This is a genomic window from Salicibibacter kimchii (assembly GCF_003336365.1).
Classification (GTDB): domain Bacteria; phylum Bacillota; class Bacilli; order Bacillales; family Marinococcaceae; genus Salicibibacter; species Salicibibacter kimchii.
In genome coordinates, this window is record NZ_CP031092.1 from 763,618 (window position 1) to 781,404 (window position 17,787).

Annotated in this window: 16 protein-coding genes and 1 pseudogene; 4 read left to right on the forward strand and 13 right to left on the reverse strand. The window is 38.9% G+C overall.

Annotated elements, in window-relative coordinates; all coding sequences use genetic code 11:
• Positions 1-314 precede the first annotated feature (314 nt).
• Positions 315-458, forward strand: a complete 144-nt coding sequence (locus tag DT065_RS18730) for a hypothetical protein (RefSeq protein ID WP_160112385.1) — start codon at positions 315-317, stop codon at positions 456-458.
• 55 nt (positions 459-513) lie between these two features.
• Here DT065_RS18730 and DT065_RS18735 read toward each other — a convergent pair whose 3' ends face one another.
• Positions 514-675 carry a hypothetical protein gene (locus DT065_RS18735; RefSeq protein WP_160112386.1) on the reverse strand — a complete coding sequence of 54 codons (162 nt, stop codon included), beginning with the start codon at positions 673-675 and terminating at the stop codon, positions 514-516.
• A gap of 23 nt (positions 676-698) precedes the next feature.
• Complete coding sequence (locus DT065_RS03960; protein WP_114371079.1) at positions 699-1,790, reverse strand: hypothetical protein; 1,092 nt, start codon at positions 1,788-1,790, stop codon at positions 699-701.
• A 609-nt stretch (positions 1,791-2,399) separates the two neighbouring features.
• On the opposite strand from DT065_RS03960, the gene DT065_RS03965 reads away from it, so the two are divergent.
• Positions 2,400-2,855 (forward strand): sigma factor, encoded by a 456-nt coding sequence (locus DT065_RS03965; RefSeq protein WP_160112387.1) that lies wholly within the window; start codon positions 2,400-2,402, stop codon positions 2,853-2,855.
• Between the two features lie 271 nt (positions 2,856-3,126).
• Here the strand turns inward: DT065_RS03965 and DT065_RS18740 are convergent, their stop codons facing one another.
• From DT065_RS18740 to DT065_RS03985, 5 genes are all read right to left on the reverse strand, one after another.
• The gene (locus tag DT065_RS18740; RefSeq protein WP_160112388.1) at positions 3,127-3,336 is read right to left on the reverse strand and encodes a hypothetical protein; all 210 of its coding nucleotides are present in this window, start codon (positions 3,334-3,336) and stop codon (positions 3,127-3,129) included.
• A 306-nt stretch (positions 3,337-3,642) separates the two neighbouring features.
• Positions 3,643-4,095: a hypothetical protein gene (locus DT065_RS03970; protein ID WP_114371083.1), complete on the reverse strand. Its 453-nt coding sequence runs from the start codon at positions 4,093-4,095 to the stop codon at positions 3,643-3,645.
• A 538-nt stretch (positions 4,096-4,633) separates the two neighbouring features.
• Positions 4,634-4,759, reverse strand: a complete 126-nt coding sequence (locus tag DT065_RS19565; RefSeq protein ID WP_257791145.1) for a hypothetical protein — start codon at positions 4,757-4,759, stop codon at positions 4,634-4,636.
• Between the two features lie 204 nt (positions 4,760-4,963).
• Positions 4,964-5,110, reverse strand: a complete 147-nt coding sequence (locus tag DT065_RS18745) for a hypothetical protein (protein WP_160112389.1) — start codon at positions 5,108-5,110, stop codon at positions 4,964-4,966.
• 13 nt (positions 5,111-5,123) lie between these two features.
• A complete protein-coding gene (locus tag DT065_RS03985; protein WP_114371089.1) occupies positions 5,124-6,194 on the reverse strand; it encodes a hypothetical protein in 1,071 nt (356 codons plus the stop codon).
• 841 nt (positions 6,195-7,035) lie between these two features.
• Here DT065_RS03985 and DT065_RS03990 point away from each other — a divergent pair.
• Positions 7,036-8,085 (forward strand): 2,3-butanediol dehydrogenase, encoded by a 1,050-nt coding sequence (locus DT065_RS03990; RefSeq protein WP_114371091.1) that lies wholly within the window; start codon positions 7,036-7,038, stop codon positions 8,083-8,085.
• Positions 8,086-8,267: 182 nt separating this feature from the next.
• Here DT065_RS03990 and DT065_RS03995 read toward each other — a convergent pair whose 3' ends face one another.
• The 4 genes from DT065_RS03995 to DT065_RS04010 all read right to left on the reverse strand — a co-directional run bounded on the left by DT065_RS03995 (position 8,268) and on the right by DT065_RS04010 (position 13,110).
• Complete coding sequence (locus DT065_RS03995) at positions 8,268-9,755, reverse strand: sodium:solute symporter family protein (protein WP_160112390.1); 1,488 nt, start codon at positions 9,753-9,755, stop codon at positions 8,268-8,270.
• 306 nt (positions 9,756-10,061) lie between these two features.
• Complete coding sequence (locus DT065_RS04000; protein WP_114371095.1) at positions 10,062-10,376, reverse strand: Zn-ribbon domain-containing OB-fold protein; 315 nt, start codon at positions 10,374-10,376, stop codon at positions 10,062-10,064.
• Positions 10,377-10,379: 3 nt separating this feature from the next.
• Complete coding sequence (locus tag DT065_RS04005; protein ID WP_114371097.1) at positions 10,380-11,516, reverse strand: thiolase domain-containing protein; 1,137 nt, start codon at positions 11,514-11,516, stop codon at positions 10,380-10,382.
• Between the two features lie 64 nt (positions 11,517-11,580).
• Positions 11,581-13,110 carry an AMP-binding protein gene (locus tag DT065_RS04010; protein WP_160112391.1) on the reverse strand — a complete coding sequence of 510 codons (1,530 nt, stop codon included), beginning with the start codon at positions 13,108-13,110 and terminating at the stop codon, positions 11,581-11,583.
• Positions 13,111-13,607: 497 nt separating this feature from the next.
• On the opposite strand from DT065_RS04010, the gene DT065_RS04015 reads away from it, so the two are divergent.
• A complete protein-coding gene (locus tag DT065_RS04015) occupies positions 13,608-14,198 on the forward strand; it encodes a TetR/AcrR family transcriptional regulator (RefSeq protein WP_160112392.1) in 591 nt (196 codons plus the stop codon).
• 859 nt (positions 14,199-15,057) lie between these two features.
• Here the strand turns inward: DT065_RS04015 and DT065_RS04025 are convergent.
• Together DT065_RS04025 and DT065_RS04030 are read right to left on the reverse strand one after the other, a co-directional pair.
• Positions 15,058-16,191, reverse strand: a pseudogene (locus DT065_RS04025) (acyl-CoA dehydrogenase).
• Between the two features lie 66 nt (positions 16,192-16,257).
• Complete coding sequence (locus tag DT065_RS04030; RefSeq protein ID WP_114371102.1) at positions 16,258-17,772, reverse strand: tripartite tricarboxylate transporter permease; 1,515 nt, start codon at positions 17,770-17,772, stop codon at positions 16,258-16,260.
• Positions 17,773-17,787: the final 15 nt, after the last annotated feature.

Consider the following 17,787-nt stretch of genomic DNA (forward strand, 5'->3'; position numbering starts at 1 on the left):
CAATAACTTGTATTTGCTGTCGTTCATGTTCGATTTGTTTTGCCAATTCTACAGAATTCAGCACGTTTTCTTCACCGGACTTCATGCTGTGCATTTAAGGGGAGGGGTCAGTTTCATGAGCTCTGCGTGCGTCAGATCCTCTTCTCTGTCTATTTTATGAATGGGATTAATCCTTTTCCCCACTCGGTCAATCACCCTTCCACCCTCCGCCTCCGACATTTCCCTAATTGTTATAGTTCTCCGTTTTTTCGGACACAATGGAAGTAAATCAGATAGCCTTATGTAAAAGATTGCATATGGTATGGGGTGTATCTATGAAGGAAAGAGAGAGGCGTTTTGAGCAGAATAGGAAAAAGTTAAAAGAAAAACAGAAAAAGCGAAGGGAAGAAATTGAAAAATCCAGGGCAAAAACAGCAAAGCTCCAAGCAAATCTCAGAAAGAAACTCATGGAAGAATAAGTTTCTTTTTAATGAGATAAAAAAGCCTCGTTATATTTGAGGCTTTTTGTTCGTACTATTGTCCTGCTAACTCTTTGATTCGTTTTTTAAACGCTTCTGTTTTCTTCTTGCTTTGTTCCAGTTCGTATTTCCTTTCTTCTTGACGTCGTTCAATCATTTTTTGTGTTTCTGATTTTTCTCTTCGATTGCGAATACTATTTTTCCGGGTTGTTGTCATAGGAACACACCCTTTCGCTATTCTTATAGACTATATTTTCTGTTCATCTTAATTAAGTTACAGTGAGCCTCAATGACTTGATGAAAGTTCAGCTCCGAGAGCAAAGCTTGTCCTTCTATTGTATCTCCTTGCCTTAAGATATTCAACTCACCATCCTTCTCCTTTGAGCCCTTGTAGAAGGTTACTATCCAACGTTCATTTGAAGCGTGAATAAAAACACAATATGAAATCCCTATTTCGCTTTCATAAATCCCGCCAGAATGAATGCTGTTGAATTGTTGCCTTGCTATACTATTTTCATCGGTAACATAGACTCTATTCGGTATATCTCCTCTGGGATAATATTGATACAGCAAATGTAATTCTTCACCGTTCTTATCAATACGGAATACAGTGTAGTGAAAATTCAAAAGATATAAGTGCTCAAAATCCAGCTTTTTCACCTCAATAAGGCTAAAATTTTCAGAAAGGTTTTTAACGAAATCACTTAACATGACGACATTTGATTCATTGCCTTCAAGTAGCTTTACATACCTATCTTTTTCATCTTGTAACTCATCGGTTCTTTTTGTAACTTCTTGATAAATTGCTTTTACAGCTTTATCCCCACTGTTTCTCATCATATAATCAATGGTTGAAGAAAGGGATGATTCGTCATCTAAGAAGGGTTCGATAATATTGTACTCATTGCTCCGAATTCTTCTGTAGGCATCAATGTGAAAAAAATAGTCATTTTTCCAATTTGTCATTTGAACCAATGTGTAACCCACGGTCAAGAGGTACCACCCCAATAGAATAACCACCCAATAAGTCATAGTATCTGTGATGTAATCTTGTATTGGAAGTACAGATGAAAGTGCCGGTACAGCTGCTAAAAAAGCTAGTAAAATGGTGATGGTGTTGATAACTGGCGTAACTTTAATTCTCGATTTTCCCAAAATCACCAAATTCAAAAGTTGTTTTAAAGGATAATAAACCAAAAGTGGCAACCACATGCGTTCCATTCCTCGCTTGTTTTTCACAACACGATAATTACTTTTCGAGGTTTCTATTAATGGGCTCAGATGCTCTTTTAAATGGTACATTTTATGATCCAAATTAGGCTCGTTACACATAGGCAAGCCTCCGATTTTTCTACATTATAACACATATGTTCGTGTTTTGTAATCGGAAACATGATAAGTTGAACAATTCTTCAGTTTAGTTTGATGTTCATAGCATTATCATATCACATCATGGATCAAAAATACAAACATTTGTTCTATTATATATATTTCAATTTCCCCTATACTGCTAGCCAACCCACAACCTTCTGGTGCTCTTATCAATCGGGATGCTCGGGCTAAATCAGGCCGCACATTGCAAGCCTCTATATCCTCGTATGTTCGATCACCGGCACACCATACGCCGGCAAATGTCCAGCAGCATATCCATGCTTTGGTCGTATAAATCCACAATAATGACAGCTTTTAGGCAGCTCATCCCTATCACTTGCCTACCCCAGCGCCCATTCCAATGTCCAGTGCAACATATTCCACGTCGCGTGTTCGAAGTCAATGAACACTGGCCGCACGCAATTGATACTTTATTGGATTGGCACTGGCCACAAACGTAAGCGAGGAACAAAAATAACATCCGCACACCTACATCAAACTGTCGCAATGCCAAATGAATCACCGCTGTCTCGGAGCTAAGTACGGATGCACTAAAAGAATGCATTATTGTTGTTTAGATCTTCTCTATTTTACAGTTCTTCATCGGACCGTCACCAATATTCATTCGAGGAAATTTATCAGCAGTACACACCGTTAGTCTATGGGATGCTTAAACGACTCCATATTCACAGCAATCATGAGGACTTTGTGCAGGCAGGATATGTAGGGCTTTGGCTTGCGTACCAACATCACGATGGTGAAAAGGGACCTTTCCCCCCTTATGCTTTCGTTCGTGTCAGTGGAGAAATGTTGACGATGCTGAAGAAGGATGCCAATTATTACGATCGGCATGCTTTTAGTTACGATGATCCGGAGCCTGCTCAAGTGCGCATAGAGACAGAATCCTGGATGCCAGATTTAGACACCTTAGCCCCTTACTTGAACATGCTATCCGACCGCGAACAACGCTGGGTCATCGAGCACGCCGTGCATGCTCAGCCCCCGCGCACGATCCGAAATTGTTGAAGATAAAAAAATGCATTGTTGTTGTTTAGATTATAATGGAAATCCCTATTCTATTTAAGTTAATTCACCAGTTTTGCGGGTACGCCAAGCTAACCCTTCATCAAGAATACGATCAATAACAACGGACCGAGCTCCCACGCTTCTTCATTCATCAACAGTATTTCGGAAATCGACACGCGCCCAATGCTTAACTTCGACAAAAAACGCCAAAATCCTGCTTAAATTTCTGTAGATACTGAATGGTTAAAAAAAGAGCTGAAAATCAGCTCCTTCATTTTTCTTCCTGTAATTTTTCAACTTCCTCAAGGTCTAACCCAGTTTCTTCAGCAACTTCTTCAGGGCTTATTTTTTTCCTCAGCATCGCTTTTCCTAATTTTCTCGTGTTTTCATCAACAGCTTGCTCAATTTCCTTCTCAATAATCCTTCCTACCTTCGTCATGCTTAACCACTCCCTTATTTTGGTAGAAAACTCATCGTCCACAAACTTATCCCGGTGGTAAGCGCCCGTAAAACTCCCGCTTCAACCCCGTAAGCGGGAGATAACGGGCGACTAACACCCCGATTGGTTCAACTAACCATCAGAGGAAAACCACCTCTGATGGAAGTTTCACTGTATCAGTTGCTGTCAGTATACCCGCAATAACTTGAACTTGTTCCCGTTCGTCCGGTATATTCTTTGCCAAACTGACGGATTCCCGTGTCATTTCTTCGCGAGACTTCGTGCTGTGCATTAAAGGAAGCATGCTCAATTTCGCGAGTTCCTCACGGGTTAATTCTTCACCTCTTTTTATTTTCTTATCTTCTCCAAGATCACGTCTCCGTTATGCTCACTAAGCAGAACAGCTCTTGACTGAATCCCTACATCCCCGGCGTTCAGGCGCTCCCCTACGCTGGCCACATCGCTCGTATATATGACTACAAGACGAATGGCTCTGACCACTTTTTCCTCTTGATATTCTCGATCTAAAATTCGCTGGGCGTAGTCGAGATATTTGATATGGTTTTCGTCGATACGATTGTTGCTCTCATACTCCAACATTAGGACAGAGTCATCATCCAAAAGAAATTGTGTATCCGAACGTCTTTCATCAGCTCGAACTTTCGGCATGGCCGTCGGTAATAAATTTCTGATTTTAGGCAATCCTTCAATGCCAAAAGCATCCAACGTTGCATCTTTGTAAAGTTCACCCAAAAACTTAAACAGCACATCTTTATTATGATATGAAATGCCTTCTGCCATAATTTTCTCTCCTTCATTTAAAGGGAACATTAGTTTGTTTTTATAACATTATCATATCATACCAAGGATTAAGAAGCAAACATTTGTTCTAATAATTATATGTTTTACTCGCTACGCAGAGATTCCGCTGCATCAGTATCCCCCTCACCTACACCAAGCTGCCACAACGCCAAATGAATTGCCGTCGTCCCGACGTTAAAGTACGGATATGCTAAAAAAATACATGATTGTTGTTTAGACAACATATTGGCATCCTCCATGATGTAAACGACTTCTCCGGTTTTACGACTTCCACCAAGCGAACGTTTCATCAAGAATATAGTCTATAACAACGGACCCAGCTCCCACGCTACCCTATTCAATCACTTAATCCTTATATCTTTACCTTTCTGAATATTTTTACTTATTTTTGCTCATATCCTGCTATATTTATAATACCTACGAATCTATATGTAAAAGGATGGTGCCGTTCCTGGGAAGGAACTACCGTGAATCCTGGATGTCAGACGTAGACACCTTAGCTCCTTACATGAAAATATTATCCGACCGTGAACAACGTTGGGTCATCGCGCACGCCGCGCATGATCGCGGCCAAGTACAACGTTTCCGTCGAAACGGTGAAAGGCCACTTATTCTTCAAATCATTAAAAATTCCGATTTTCATGTATATAAACGAGTTCTAAAACCGAAGATGATGAAAAAAGGTGAGTGGGCTTGATTGAAATATGATGATTTCAATAAAAGACGGAAAAAGAAGCTTGAAAAGCAAAAGGAGAAACAAAAGCAACACGCATACAACTTGAAAGAAGCAGGAAAACACATAAACAAGAGCAACGATAAACCCCATTAAAAGGGGAATCTTTGCTCTTTATCTGTAAATTTTTTCTCTTTTTCTATTATGATCCTGAATCTTTTTTTCGTTTTTAACTTTGCGATCTTGCTTTAGCTGGGCATATGTTTTTACGTTTCTTGAACTTACAGATTTATCAGTATAAACAGCTTTCTTTTTGGTCATGAGAACCCCTCCATCAAATTTTATCGGAGCCTATTAAATCAAAGAGCACGAGAAGTAACTTTCTATAACCTTCTACTGCAATTATACCTTCATCATTATCATTCAACAAGTCATCAACATGCCCTTTTTCATGTAGTTTGACTACCCAATCAGATCTATCATCCAATGTCATTAACCAGAGAACGGTATTTTCTTCAGACTGTATTAAAAATTCTCCCTGTCTTAGACGACCTAAATTTTCTCCTTCAAATTGAATGATATCAGCAGCGATTTCTGACTTAGACACCCCATGACGTAGTCTATATTTGAATGTATTTGTGCTGTCATGTTCTAATTTATAAAAGCTAAACTTAGCATTTAATTCTGCACTACTTGCTGAATACCCGTTTTCTATGAAATGTATAACATTCCGATGAATTAAATTCAATAGGCGATGCAGAAAATCAATTTCAGCGAAGAGAGTCGTTTTATCTTCTAGAGCTTCTTCTAAATCTGAATCAATCTCTTTACTTTTTTCTAACCGCTTTTCAGTATCCCTGTGAATTTGTCGTTCTCTTTCAATTGATTCATCGCTATTCCTTAAAACACACTCTTTAACTTTCACAGTAGCATCATACACGAAGTCTTTCTCGTTACTCAAGGCTGTAAGTACTTTATATTCCAAAGGATTATATTTTTCGTACATCTCCTTAGTAAAGTCAGCGTTTTCAATGTTACTCAATTCTAAACCAACAACATGGCTAGAGAACCTGTACAATCCCCATATGATAATTACTAAAGGTACAATCATACTAACTGCCAACACTGGTAGAGGCAAGTCTAACAATGCTTCCCTTAGATTAACATAAACAGTTTTATCACCAAATATGGTTCCGAAACCGATTGCAATAAAAGGTGTGGCTATAAATGCGATAACTCCAAAGACGACTCTAACGGTAAAAATGTAATGGTAAAGCTTTTTCCAATTTAATTTTCTCCTATGACTTTTATCAATCCATTCTTTTCCATCTTTAAATTTATTAACTAGCTCGTTCAATTCTTTCTGATAAGTGCGTAAGAAATCTATTAAATCAGCTTGTTTCATATATAATATACCCCCTTATGGCAACAGCTAAGCACGGATATCTATACAAGAAAAAGAGGAGGACTATCGATTCGCTATAAGCTCTCAACAGTTGACCGAGCTTCCAATTAGAGATTCCGTCACATCTATGATTCCCTTGTAAATTAGGGAGTACAAGTTTATAATAATGCGGTGTTTCCGACGCATGAAACAACTTCTGTCTTTGATACCAGTGGTTACTTTAATTACTTAGCACTATTCGACAAAAATGTCTAAAGTCCTGCAAAAAATAATATTTATTCTTTAGAGTATGCAATGCTGAGCAAGGCTCATCACATAGCTTCTTATAGATACCCATTCTCTGATAGATAGAGTAGCCACTTTAACCAACCGAGGGTCTTCACTTCGACAATAAGCCCTCTATAGCTTCAATATCTCTCCCCAACCCCTCCTCCGTCATATTCGACCCAGAATGCAAACACAACGGCTTCCACACCAGCCGATCCTCAATATTCTCCGCACACACCACGCTCACTCGCACCCCCCAGCGCACGTTCCAATGCGCCTGAACCGCAACGCCATGAATGAGGATTAACAATGCCACAGCAAATTGATTCAAATTCCGTTAATGAAGCATGGATAATCGTTCAAAGTTATTACTAATATTTACCCCTTTACATTTTGGGTGCTTTCCAATAGTAATAATTTCATCCTATTAATACTATTATAGCAATAATTACTAGCAATACGAATGAATTTTATCCATGTAACAGAATATGAAAATGAGCACAAATCAATTCACTAACAGTCCATTATAAAGAGTGCTACAATAGAGACATAGTATAGAAAGGAGTAATAATCTATGAAAGCAGCTGTCATCTACGGGGAAAAAGAACTAAAAGTTCAAGATATTGATGTGCCTGAAGTTACAGATGGTAAGGTAAAGGTCAAAGTTGAATGGGCAGGGATATGCGGAAGTGACCTTCATATCTACCATCATGGTGCCATCCTCTCCGATGAAGAACATCCGTTGAGTGGTCGAAAACCACCAGTAGTGTTAGGCCATGAATTTGCCGGAACGGTAACAGAAATTGGCAAAAATGTGTTCAATGTAGCGGTGGGTGATAACGTAGCTATAGAACCTTTACTTTACTGTGGAACCTGTGAAATGTGTAAAAAAGGGAATTATCATATATGTGAAATCTCGAATACTGGTTCTTTAGGGGTCAACGATGATGGGGGATTTGCTGAATATGTTGTCACAGATGCCTACCATATATATAAATTGCCACAGAATGTAACCCTTGAAGAAGGAGCTCTCATTGAACCAATGTCAGTTGCCCACCATGCTGTTAAAAGAAGTGGCTTAAAAGTTGGTCAAAGTGCAGCAATTTTTGGTGCTGGGCCCATTGGTCTACTCACACTACTGTCCGCTGAAGCAGCTGGTGCTTCGGAAACGTTTGTCATTGATGTTTCTCAAGAGCGATTGGATAAAGCAAAAGAAATGGGGGCCACTTATACGATCAATCCTACACATGAAGATGCTGTTGATAAAATTATGCAGATTACAGGAAAAGGCGTGGATGTTGCATATGAAGCTGCTGGGGCTCAGCCTACATTTGTAAGTGCCATTCAGAGCCTAAAACGTGCTGGTACAATAACAGTGGTGGCAGTGTTTGGAAACGAGATCACTTTTGATTCCAATATTATGTTTGGAAAAGAAGCAAGTATGCAATGGAGTGCTGCCTATCCTAATAGTTTTTCTGAAGTGATTAATCTGATTTCTAGCGGGAAGCTGGATGTAAAGCAGGTCATCACTAAAAGGATTAAACTGGATGACATTGTTAAAGACGGCCTCGATCTACTTGCTGAAGATAAGAGCCAGGCAAAGATCCTAGTAAGTCCAAACTGAACGACTACCGGCTAAAACCATAGTAAGACGATCCAGGAACACAAATCCAACCATAGATAGTGACAATCATCCAAACTAAATGGTTCCAGTCATCAAAAACCGATGATTGGAACCATTTTAATTTATTCTTTACTGGCTTTGAGTCTCTACTTAATTAGTAAAACACCCCTAAAAGCTCACTTTTACTTTGCAAATAATTTTTCAACATAGGATTTATCCATTGGTTTTGTGAAGAAACTAATAACGATAATTAGGGTGGTTGAAACAATAGTGGCAACACCTGCTGCAGCCCATGGCACTAGAAAAAGTTCACTCCCCATCCCTAAGCCAACAACAAATGTAAGAATTATGAATGTGAGAAACCCTGCGACACTACCAATTTCGGCAGCAGTACGAGTGACTCCTTTCCATAGGCTCCCAATAACCATAGCAGGGATGACACTCCCGGTAAATAAACCAATACCCAACCACATTAACTGTGTAATAAAATCCGGTTCATTCTGAGCAATGAAAATTCCTGCTATAACAATAATTGGGATGGACACTCTTTGAAACACTAAGGCTCGCTTATCTAATACAGCATCTGAAATTTTCTTTTTTCTCCACGGAACAATAGTATCCCTGTAAATATCTACTGCAAGCGCTACAGCTACTACTAAAAATAAACCTGCTGTAGTGGATAATATTGCTGATAATATGCCAATCATTGCTATTCCTGTCAGCCAGTTAGGCAATAGATCTACAAGTAAGTGTAGAACGGCTGTATCTGGAGCGACGTCCGGGAAGAGAATCCTGCCTCCAAGACCTCCAACCAACATAATTAAGCCCAAAATACTTAACCCGAAAAAACCCCATAATAGTGCCTTAGAAACATTTTTTTCATCATCTAGTGCCAACCATATTTTTGATAACTGAGGACTTAGACCAAATAATCCTAAGGAAATGAAAATTACAATACCCGTAAAAGGACCAAACATAGGATCATTAAAAACAACACTTGAACTTAACATAGGATCGATTTCAGTCAATGTTCTGTCAATTGTACCTATCCCACCAACATTCATCACTACGACAGCAGCTATTAGGATGCTTAAAAAAAGCATAATTAGTCCTTGTACAAAACTTGTTAAAATTTCTGCATGAGAACCACCTATTGTAATATATGCTGCCATTATAATTCCACCTATAATAACCCCGGTCAAATAGTCAATCCCCATCGACTCAACGAAAACCAATCCTATTCCAGCAAATTGACCTGCAATGTAAAAAATGCTAAAGATAGCAGCAAGTGCTGTTACTACCCGTAGTAATGGACTTTGAAAACGTATCGCCATAAAATCTGCCATTGATTTGGCTTGAGCATTTTTCCCAATTCTAGATAATAGAAATGCAGAGGTTGCCCATGCAAGGGCAATCGCTGAATAACTTCCCATTGCATACCAAAGCCCTGGCCACCCTTGATCGTATACAAATCCTGGATTACCTAAAATTGCAGCAGCACTACCGGTAGTTGCGGTAAGTGCAATACCGATAACAAAAGGTCCATATGCCCGAGGTGCTGTTGAGAATTCAACTGCACTGTTTGTCTTTTTTAAGCCCCGAATTGAAATATAGAACATAATAATAATAAATATTACAAAATAAATCGTGGTCCATACAGTCAAACTCATGCTTATCTCACTCCCTATATTTCTATACATTAAGAGTTTCATATTAACCTTTTATGTTTCATTATTATTCTCTGATCTACTATCTAATCTTTGTGCAAAGTGAATTGCAAATAAGACAACCCAGCCAAGTGCCCAGAATCCCATCCATAACCAAAACATGATACCCAATATAAACCCTCCGTTCTATAGCCCGATAATCCTTATTAGCTATATTATTAACATTTGAAGCATCTTACTAAAATTTGTAATAGTTATAATTTTAAACATTCATATCAACATTATACTCGGTCTATTGTGAGTACACTACTAGTTGCTTACTGGTTTAAAATAGTAACATTCATTTTTTATGTCTTCGAGTACGACAAAGTCATTGATTTGTACATCTTCACCTATGAATCTACCCGTTACATTGAGTCCATCTAATTGAATAAGGACGACATAATATGGAACCTGGTCGGCAAATTGTTTTGGAGCCGTGTGTATTTTTGTGTAAGAGTAGATGGTGCCTTCTCCCTTTATTGTTGTTAACTCTAAGTCATCTGATAAACATATTGGACATTGGAGTTTGCAGGAATGTAATACTTCATGGCACTTCTTACACTTTTTCACTGGAATATCCATTCTCTACGCCCCTTTTTTACCAAAAATATGAACAACAGAATATGCTCCTGTTCCACCCAAATTTTGTGATAGGCCGATGTTTGCATGTTCTACTTGGTTGCAAGCTCTTTGATTAAGTTGATCAACGATTTGAATGATTTGGGCGATTCCAGTCGCCCCTATTGGATGCCCTTTAGACAATAAACCTCCGCTTGTATTCACAGGCACCATTCCTCCATGTTTAGTCAATCCTTTTTCAACCGCTTCCCAGCCCTTTCCTTTGTCAAAGAAACCGAGTTCTTCAATTGCTATAATTTCAGTCATAGAGAAACAATCATGCAATTCGATTACATCTATATCTTTCGGCCCTAATCCAGCCGCCTCATATGCTTTATTAGCGGACTCATTCGTAGCTGCAATATGCATCATGTTATCGACTTCTTGCATTACCGGGGTGCCTGAAGCTTGTCCAGAAGATAGAATTTGGACGCCATTTTTTCCTCTTTGTATAACTACAGCTGCTGCCCCGTCGGAAATAGGAGAACAGTCAAAAAGTCCTAGTGGATCGGTAACTGGTCGTGCATTCATGATCTCCTCTAGAGTTGTATTTTTCCTAAATTGTGCAATCGGGTTAAACCTAGCATAATTGCGATTTTTTAGTGCGACCATAGCCAAATGCTTCTTCTCTGCTCCAAATTCATGCATATATCTGTTTGCTACCACTCCAAAAAAACCTGGAAACGTCAATCCTGATACTTGTTCATTTGTTTCCCTGTCCATGGCGTTATTAATAGCATGTGTCACTGTTTCGGTATCCTGATTTGTCATCTTTTCCGCTCCTGCTACCAGAATGGTATCGTATTCTCCAGCCTTCACAAGTTGATAGGCATGACGAAATGCAAGACCCCCGGAAGCACAAGCACCTTCCATTTTTACAGATGGAACATTGCCCAACCCTAGCTCATTTGTAAGAATAGAACCTAAGATTTCCTGATTAGCAAGCTGTCCAGCAGTGAAGTTCCCCACAAATACGGCATCTACCTTGGGTTTGCCCGCTTCAAGTATTGCTTTTCTGCTGGCTTCCACTAACATTGATTTGATCGTTTCATCTTTTTTCCCAAAAGTTGTGATCCCTCTGCCAATAACAGATACGTCGGACATACCATCACCCCTTTAACTTTAAAATGTACAAACAAAAATGAATTATATTGACCCATGACTCACTTTAGTTAACTTGCCTATTAGAATTTTGCCAATAGGCTTTTCTCAATAATTTTTTATCAATCTTTCCATATGGTGTGAGAGGTAATTCCTTTATGAATTCTATTGATTTTGGAACTTCATATTTAGCCAGTTTTGTTTTGCAATGATTAATGATTTCTGCCTCAGTAATATTTTCTGAATGGCTTACGACAAATGCTTTAATTGATTCACCCCATTTTTCATCCGGTACACCAATAACTGTAGCTTGTTTTATTGTTTCATGTTCAAAAAGAACTTTTTCCACTGCGGTAGTATAAACATTAAAGCCGCCTGTTATGATCATATCTTTTTTTCTATCAACCAGATAAATGTACCCGTACTCATCTTGATATGCCATATCTCCTGTATATATCCACCCTTCCTTAATGGTGTCGTCAGTTTCTTCGGGTAAATTCCAATAACTAATCATCATGTGAGGACCTTTTGTTATTAATTCTCCAACTTGATTAGGAGCACATGCTTCGTCTCGTTCGTTAACAATTTGTACCTCTGACATAATAATACTTCTGCCACATGAGGATAAACGATGCTCTGAACCATTTAGTGCCTCCTCATGTTCCTTTTTGGTCAATACTGTTGTTTGATTAATGATTTCTGCTTGAGAATATATTTGCGTCAAAATTGGTCCGAAGGTTTCAATTGCATCTTTCACTCGACTTTGTGCCATCGGTGCTGCCCCATAAACTATTGTGTTTAAACTGTTAAGGTCATATTGCTTTAGATGCGGATAGTCGAGCAGCATGTAAATCATTGTTGGCACTAAAAATGCAAAGGTAATTCGTTTGTTCTCAACGATTTCACAAAAGCGCCTTGGGTCAAATCCTTTTTCGATATACTGTTCTCCCCCCCTTAACATTCCAGGCATAATAAAGTATCCGGCTGAATGTGGTAAAGGAGTAGTGTGAAGTAGGATCGCTCCTCGTTCAATTTCTAATTCGTAGGTTTCGCTATATACGATAGAGAGAATCGTTTTATGCGTATGCAGGACACCTTTTGACTTTCCGGTAGTTCCACCAGTATACATGATGGTTACATAGCTATCGGGATTTATTTGAGGTTTATGATAACTAGTTGAGACATTGGCCATCTTTTCTTTAAGCACTGTTTCATTTAAAGTGATGCACTTATGTTCTATTGGCAACTTTTCTTGATTTTCAAGTAATGACTGATGATAAATTAATAGTTTTGAATGAGAGTCATGAATGCGATACAGAACCTCTTCTTTATTCAAATAAGTGTTCATAGGAACACGTACTGCGCCAATCTTAGCAATTGCAAATTCTGCAACAACAAACTCAATGCTATTTTCCATCCATAACGCTACTCGATCACCAACTTTAATATCGAGAGTTTGTAACAAATTTGCAAGCTTGTTAACTTCATTGCCAAGCTCAAGGTACGTAATAGAGCGATCGGAATCATTCAACGCTATTTTGTCGCGATGGTGGGTTACAAGTTTATCGAACACTTGATCAATTGTTTTTTCTAACATGATTAATTCCTCCATATCATTAAAAATTTTTCTTGGCAGACTTTTTACTCGCTGGAGAAACTATAAGTTATTTGTGTAGCTATAATTTCACATAGATATTAGGGTGATTCTGAACAAGCTTTTCTCAATAAATCTAAATGAGTATCGTCAATAATCCAGATAATGTTAGCGCTTTCAGAAATATATTAAAAAGTTTCCAAAATCAGCAGTTCCAGCGAATATCCATTAACAAACTATGGATTAATCCAAGTGTAGCCATAGCTGTTATTTCCCATGTGTAATTACATTGAACTCGAATTCTAAAAAAACCAGTGTAATAATCAACCTCAGACTGCGTAACCGGTTACATTACCAATATCACTCTCCGCACTAGTGCTAGGTTGACAAGCTTGGCATTTTTATTCACTATAGAAGTGAGAATTTAGACTTCGTTCTAGAACATAGTCTAATTTTATATCAGCCATATAATTCTGTCAATAAAAAATGAGGTGAACTTTTTGGCTAGAGGTTACAAACAAGCTCGGGGAGAAAAAACAAAAAAAGAAATTCTAGAAGTTGCTTTACAGTTATTTAGTGAGAGTGGATATACTAAAGTAACTGTTGAGGATATCGTTAAAAAGAGTAAAACATCAAAAGGATCCTTTTACGCACATTTTGGATCTAAATATGAAATCTTTCTGGAAAAATTTAAAGAAATCGACGGTTTTTATGAATCACGAGTAAAAGAAATCCCGACCCACATTCCAGCCAAAGATAAAATTGTATTGTTTATTAAAGAACAAATGACATTTATTGCAACGGAACTTGGCTTGGATTTAATGCGGGTCATCTATAGTAACGCACTCACAAATAATCCACATGATTATTTCCTCGATCACCGGCGACCATTATTCCTAATCCTACGGAATTTTGTTGAGGAGAGCATTAATAATGGAGAGTTAAATGAAGATTTAACAAGCGATGAAATTATTAGAATTATAAACAGTGCAATGTTTGGCGTAATATACCAATGGAGTATGAGCAATGCAGGATTTAAATTAGCAGATGAAAGTGAGAAATTATTTAAAACAATTGTAAAAGGATTATAATATATATTAATGAGTATTTATTTCGAATGGTACTATGAAGGGACGAATACAGAGTGCATTACAACGTGTGAAAAAACTGGCCAAATGATTGAGGAAAAAACCGTCATTCACATGGTCCCAATAACTCAAGTTTACTTCCTGTCCCCGTCATGTTATGGGAACATACCCCCTTGTATTCCTATTGTCATACTGTTTGGCATGCCCATTAAGTATACAGGAGGTAGTGAATTGGTAAAGGCTTCCGCAATAAGTGATAAATCTCTCCGCACTTAGTGGTGAAAGCGATTGCAAGGGTGATACAAACTGAAAGCAATACTCACAACAATTTATCGATGTGAATCAAGCATCTGTCCTTGATTGGGCAGATGCCGCAGGGATGCATATTTTAACGACGGTTCAAAGCATATTGGCTTCTTATAAGACAGAAAAACAAGGACTCAAATCCTGTCTGGGTTAATGAAATTAGGCGATAAGCATTCGATTGAACGCGTGAAAAAGCATGCGTACGAGCTTTATCCTACACACCCAGACCGACACTAAAAAGTATTTAAACGATAATGAAGACGGGTCAAGATAAGCTGCCTAACGATGATTTATCAACGCATCATTTAAAGAAAAAACGGAGAGCTCCTTTGGATTTACTCGCGGAGCTGTTTATTATGGAGAGGGAAATAATGACAAATGAACGTGCATTATCTAAATTAAACGACATGCGTATGGCCGCCATGGCTGAAACGCATAGAGAACAGATAAGAAATCCCGACTATCAAGAGATACCCTTCGAATGCAGGTGAATACTCCTTCCATCCCCATTTCAATGAGATGCAGCGGAAGGGGTGTAATGTGAAGAAGTATCCCCTTACTCCGCGAGTAACATTTTCGAAATTACAAGACGTTGGATTTCATTAGTACCTTCATAGATTTGCGTGATTTTCGCATCGCACATATATCGCTCGACCGGGTATTCCCGGATGTATCCATTTCCACCAAAAACTTGTACAGCTTCTGTTGTGACCTCCATAGCTGTGTCAGCCGCGAAAAGTTTCGACATCGCAGATTCCTTCCCGTAGTCAAGCCTCTCTTGTTCACGCCAAGCCGCTTGGTACGTTAAAAGGCGGGATGCTTCAATTTTTGTTGCCATATCAGCGAGTTTAAAGCTGATGCCTTGTTGATTGCCGATGGATGTTCCAAATTGATGACGTTCTTTTGTATAAACGATTACTGCATCAAGGGCGCCCTGAGCAATCCCCAACGCTTGCGCTGCGATGCCGTTACGTCCCCCGTCCAACGTTTTCATCGCAATTTTAAACCCTTGTCCTTCGTCGCCTCAACGATTCGCTTTAGGCACGCGGCAGTTTTCAAGGCGCACTTCCGTTGTTGGCGAAGAACGAACCCCCATCTTTTCTTCTTTCTTTCCGACAAAAAAACCGGGATAATCTTTTTCCACGATAAATGCGGTAGGACCCGTACCCATCATCGCAAATACGACATAAACATCGGCTTCCCCACCGTTCGTGATAAAAATTTTCGTTCCGTTCAGGACATAGCTATCACCTTCGAGAGTGGCAGTTGTCTTCATCTCACCTGCATCGGAGCCTGAACCCGGTTCTGTCAAGGCAAACGCACCGAGCTTATCTCCTTGAGCCAGCGGTTGCAAATACGCGTTTTTCTGATCTTTTGTCCCAAAGGTATAGATGGGCCAACTCGCCAACGAAATATGTGCGGAAAGCGTTACACCCGTAGAGGCGCAAACACGGGATAATTCTTCGATCGCAACGACGTAACTTAAGTAATCGCCGCCAATGCCGCCTTCGTCCTCCGGCCACGGAATGCCCGTAAAACCCAACTTAGCCATCTGATTAAAAAGGGAGCGGTCAAACCGTTCGTCCGCATTCCGTTCGGCGGCCGTGGGCTCAATCTCATTTTTTGCAAAATCTCGAACCATTTTTCGGATCATTTGTTGATCTTCCGTTAATAAAAATGCATTTGTTATTCGACTGCCTTTCTGTTAGAAATTTGTGAAGTACACAATTTGCCCGTGAACCTCGATGCACATACTTTACTGATATAGGTCAATATCCCTTTTCTTTTTTGATCGAAAAGCATTTTTTAGTAACGGAATAAATAGAATCAAAAAAGTAATAAGTATCAATGTTAATGATATCGGTCTTGTAAAGAATATACTTATTCCCTCATTGGACATTAGTAATGATTGTGTTAAATTTTCTTCGAGCATTGGCCCTAGAATGACGGCTAAAACGAGTGGTGCTAAAGGGAAAGAATATTTCCGTAATATATAACCAATTACTCCGAATAAAATCATCAATCCTACATCAAACATACTATTGTTAAGCATGTAGATTCCTATTACACAAAGGATTGCAATTATCGGATTTAGATAAGCATTAATTTTTCGGATCATGAGAGCAAGCATTGGAACCAAAGCCGTATTAACAATCAGTAATAGTATATTTGCTAAAAATAATCCCGCAATGGCCGCCCAAATAATATCGCCAGACTCTTGAAACATTTGTGGCCCTGGTTGTAATCCTAACATTAGTAATGCGCCTAGTAAGATAGCCGTAGTACCTGAACCTGGAATACCTAAACTAAATAATGGGATTAATGCTCCACCTACAGTTGCGTTACTAGCAGCCTCTGGTCCACTTAACCCTTTTGTAGCTCCCTTTCCAAATTCTTCTGGCGTTTTTGATAATTTCTTTTCAACATCGTAAACGAGAAAAGTTGTAATTGTTGCCCCCGCTCCTGGCAAAGCACCAAAGAAAAATCCAATTAACGAGCTGCGGGTTATTGTCCAAAAATCTTTCATTACTTCTCTAAACTTTGGATAAAGATCAGAAAACGGTATCTTTTTGCTCATCTCATCCATATCAATACTATTTTCCATTCGAATAAATACCTCTGACAGTCCAAATACTCCTACTGCGACAACTACAAAATCAATTCCATCCCATAACTGCAAAAAGCCAAATGTATATCTTTCGGTACCACTTAATGGGTCGGCACCTACAACAGCAATTAATAAACCTATTAACATTGCAATTATCGGTTTTAATGGTTTAGCACTTACTAAACCACTCGTGGCAATCAGGGCAAAAGCCATCAGTGCGAAATATTCAGGCGATCCAAAGATTAGAGCCAAATCTGCAATCGGTGCAGTAAGAAAAACTAACCCTATAAACCCAATGGTACCCCCAATAAAAGAAGCAATTGCACTCAAAGTCAATGCATATCCAGCTTTACCTTGTTTAGTAAGTGGGTAACCGTCGAATGTCGTTACTACCGCAGGAGCGTCTCCAGGCACATTCAGTAATATTGAGCTAATACGACCACCATACATAGCCCCTTGATAGATCCCCATTAAAAACAAAAGAGCACTTATCGTTTCCATGCCAAATGTCATTGGTAATAAAATAGCCATTGATGTGATTGAACCAAGACCAGGTAAAGCACCTGCAAGTGTTCCTAACAGAACCCCTATGAGACACCAAATTAATAACTCTGGTTGCAGGATACTCGCGAGTCCATTAAATAAGTCATATAACGGTTGCATTTTTTCCTACCCCAA

What these genes read in the sequence shown, in the direction of transcription:
- DT065_RS19565 (WP_257791145.1), bottom strand. Translation starts at nt 4,759, where the DNA reads ATGAAAATCGGAATTTTTAATGATTTGAAGAATAAGTGGCCTTTCACC.
- DT065_RS04000 (WP_114371095.1), bottom strand. Translation starts at nt 10,376, where the DNA reads ATGGATATTCCAGTGAAAAAGTGTAAGAAGTGCCATGAAGTATTACAT.
- DT065_RS18735 (WP_160112386.1), bottom strand. Translation starts at nt 675, where the DNA reads ATGACAACAACCCGGAAAAATAGTATTCGCAATCGAAGAGAAAAATCA.
- DT065_RS03990 (WP_114371091.1), top strand. Translation starts at nt 7,036, where the DNA reads ATGAAAGCAGCTGTCATCTACGGGGAAAAAGAACTAAAAGTTCAAGAT.
- DT065_RS04005 (WP_114371097.1), bottom strand. Translation starts at nt 11,516, where the DNA reads ATGTCCGACGTATCTGTTATTGGCAGAGGGATCACAACTTTTGGGAAA.
- DT065_RS03960 (WP_114371079.1), bottom strand. Translation starts at nt 1,790, where the DNA reads ATGTGTAACGAGCCTAATTTGGATCATAAAATGTACCATTTAAAAGAG.
- DT065_RS03985 (WP_114371089.1), bottom strand. Translation starts at nt 6,194, where the DNA reads ATGAAACAAGCTGATTTAATAGATTTCTTACGCACTTATCAGAAAGAA.
- DT065_RS18730 (WP_160112385.1), top strand. Translation starts at nt 315, where the DNA reads ATGAAGGAAAGAGAGAGGCGTTTTGAGCAGAATAGGAAAAAGTTAAAA.
- DT065_RS04030 (WP_114371102.1), bottom strand. Translation starts at nt 17,772, where the DNA reads ATGCAACCGTTATATGACTTATTTAATGGACTCGCGAGTATCCTGCAA.
- DT065_RS04010 (WP_160112391.1), bottom strand. Translation starts at nt 13,110, where the DNA reads ATGTTAGAAAAAACAATTGATCAAGTGTTCGATAAACTTGTAACCCAC.
- DT065_RS03995 (WP_160112390.1), bottom strand. Translation starts at nt 9,755, where the DNA reads ATGAGTTTGACTGTATGGACCACGATTTATTTTGTAATATTTATTATT.
- DT065_RS18745 (WP_160112389.1), bottom strand. Translation starts at nt 5,110, where the DNA reads ATGACCAAAAAGAAAGCTGTTTATACTGATAAATCTGTAAGTTCAAGA.
- DT065_RS03970 (WP_114371083.1), bottom strand. Translation starts at nt 4,095, where the DNA reads ATGGCAGAAGGCATTTCATATCATAATAAAGATGTGCTGTTTAAGTTT.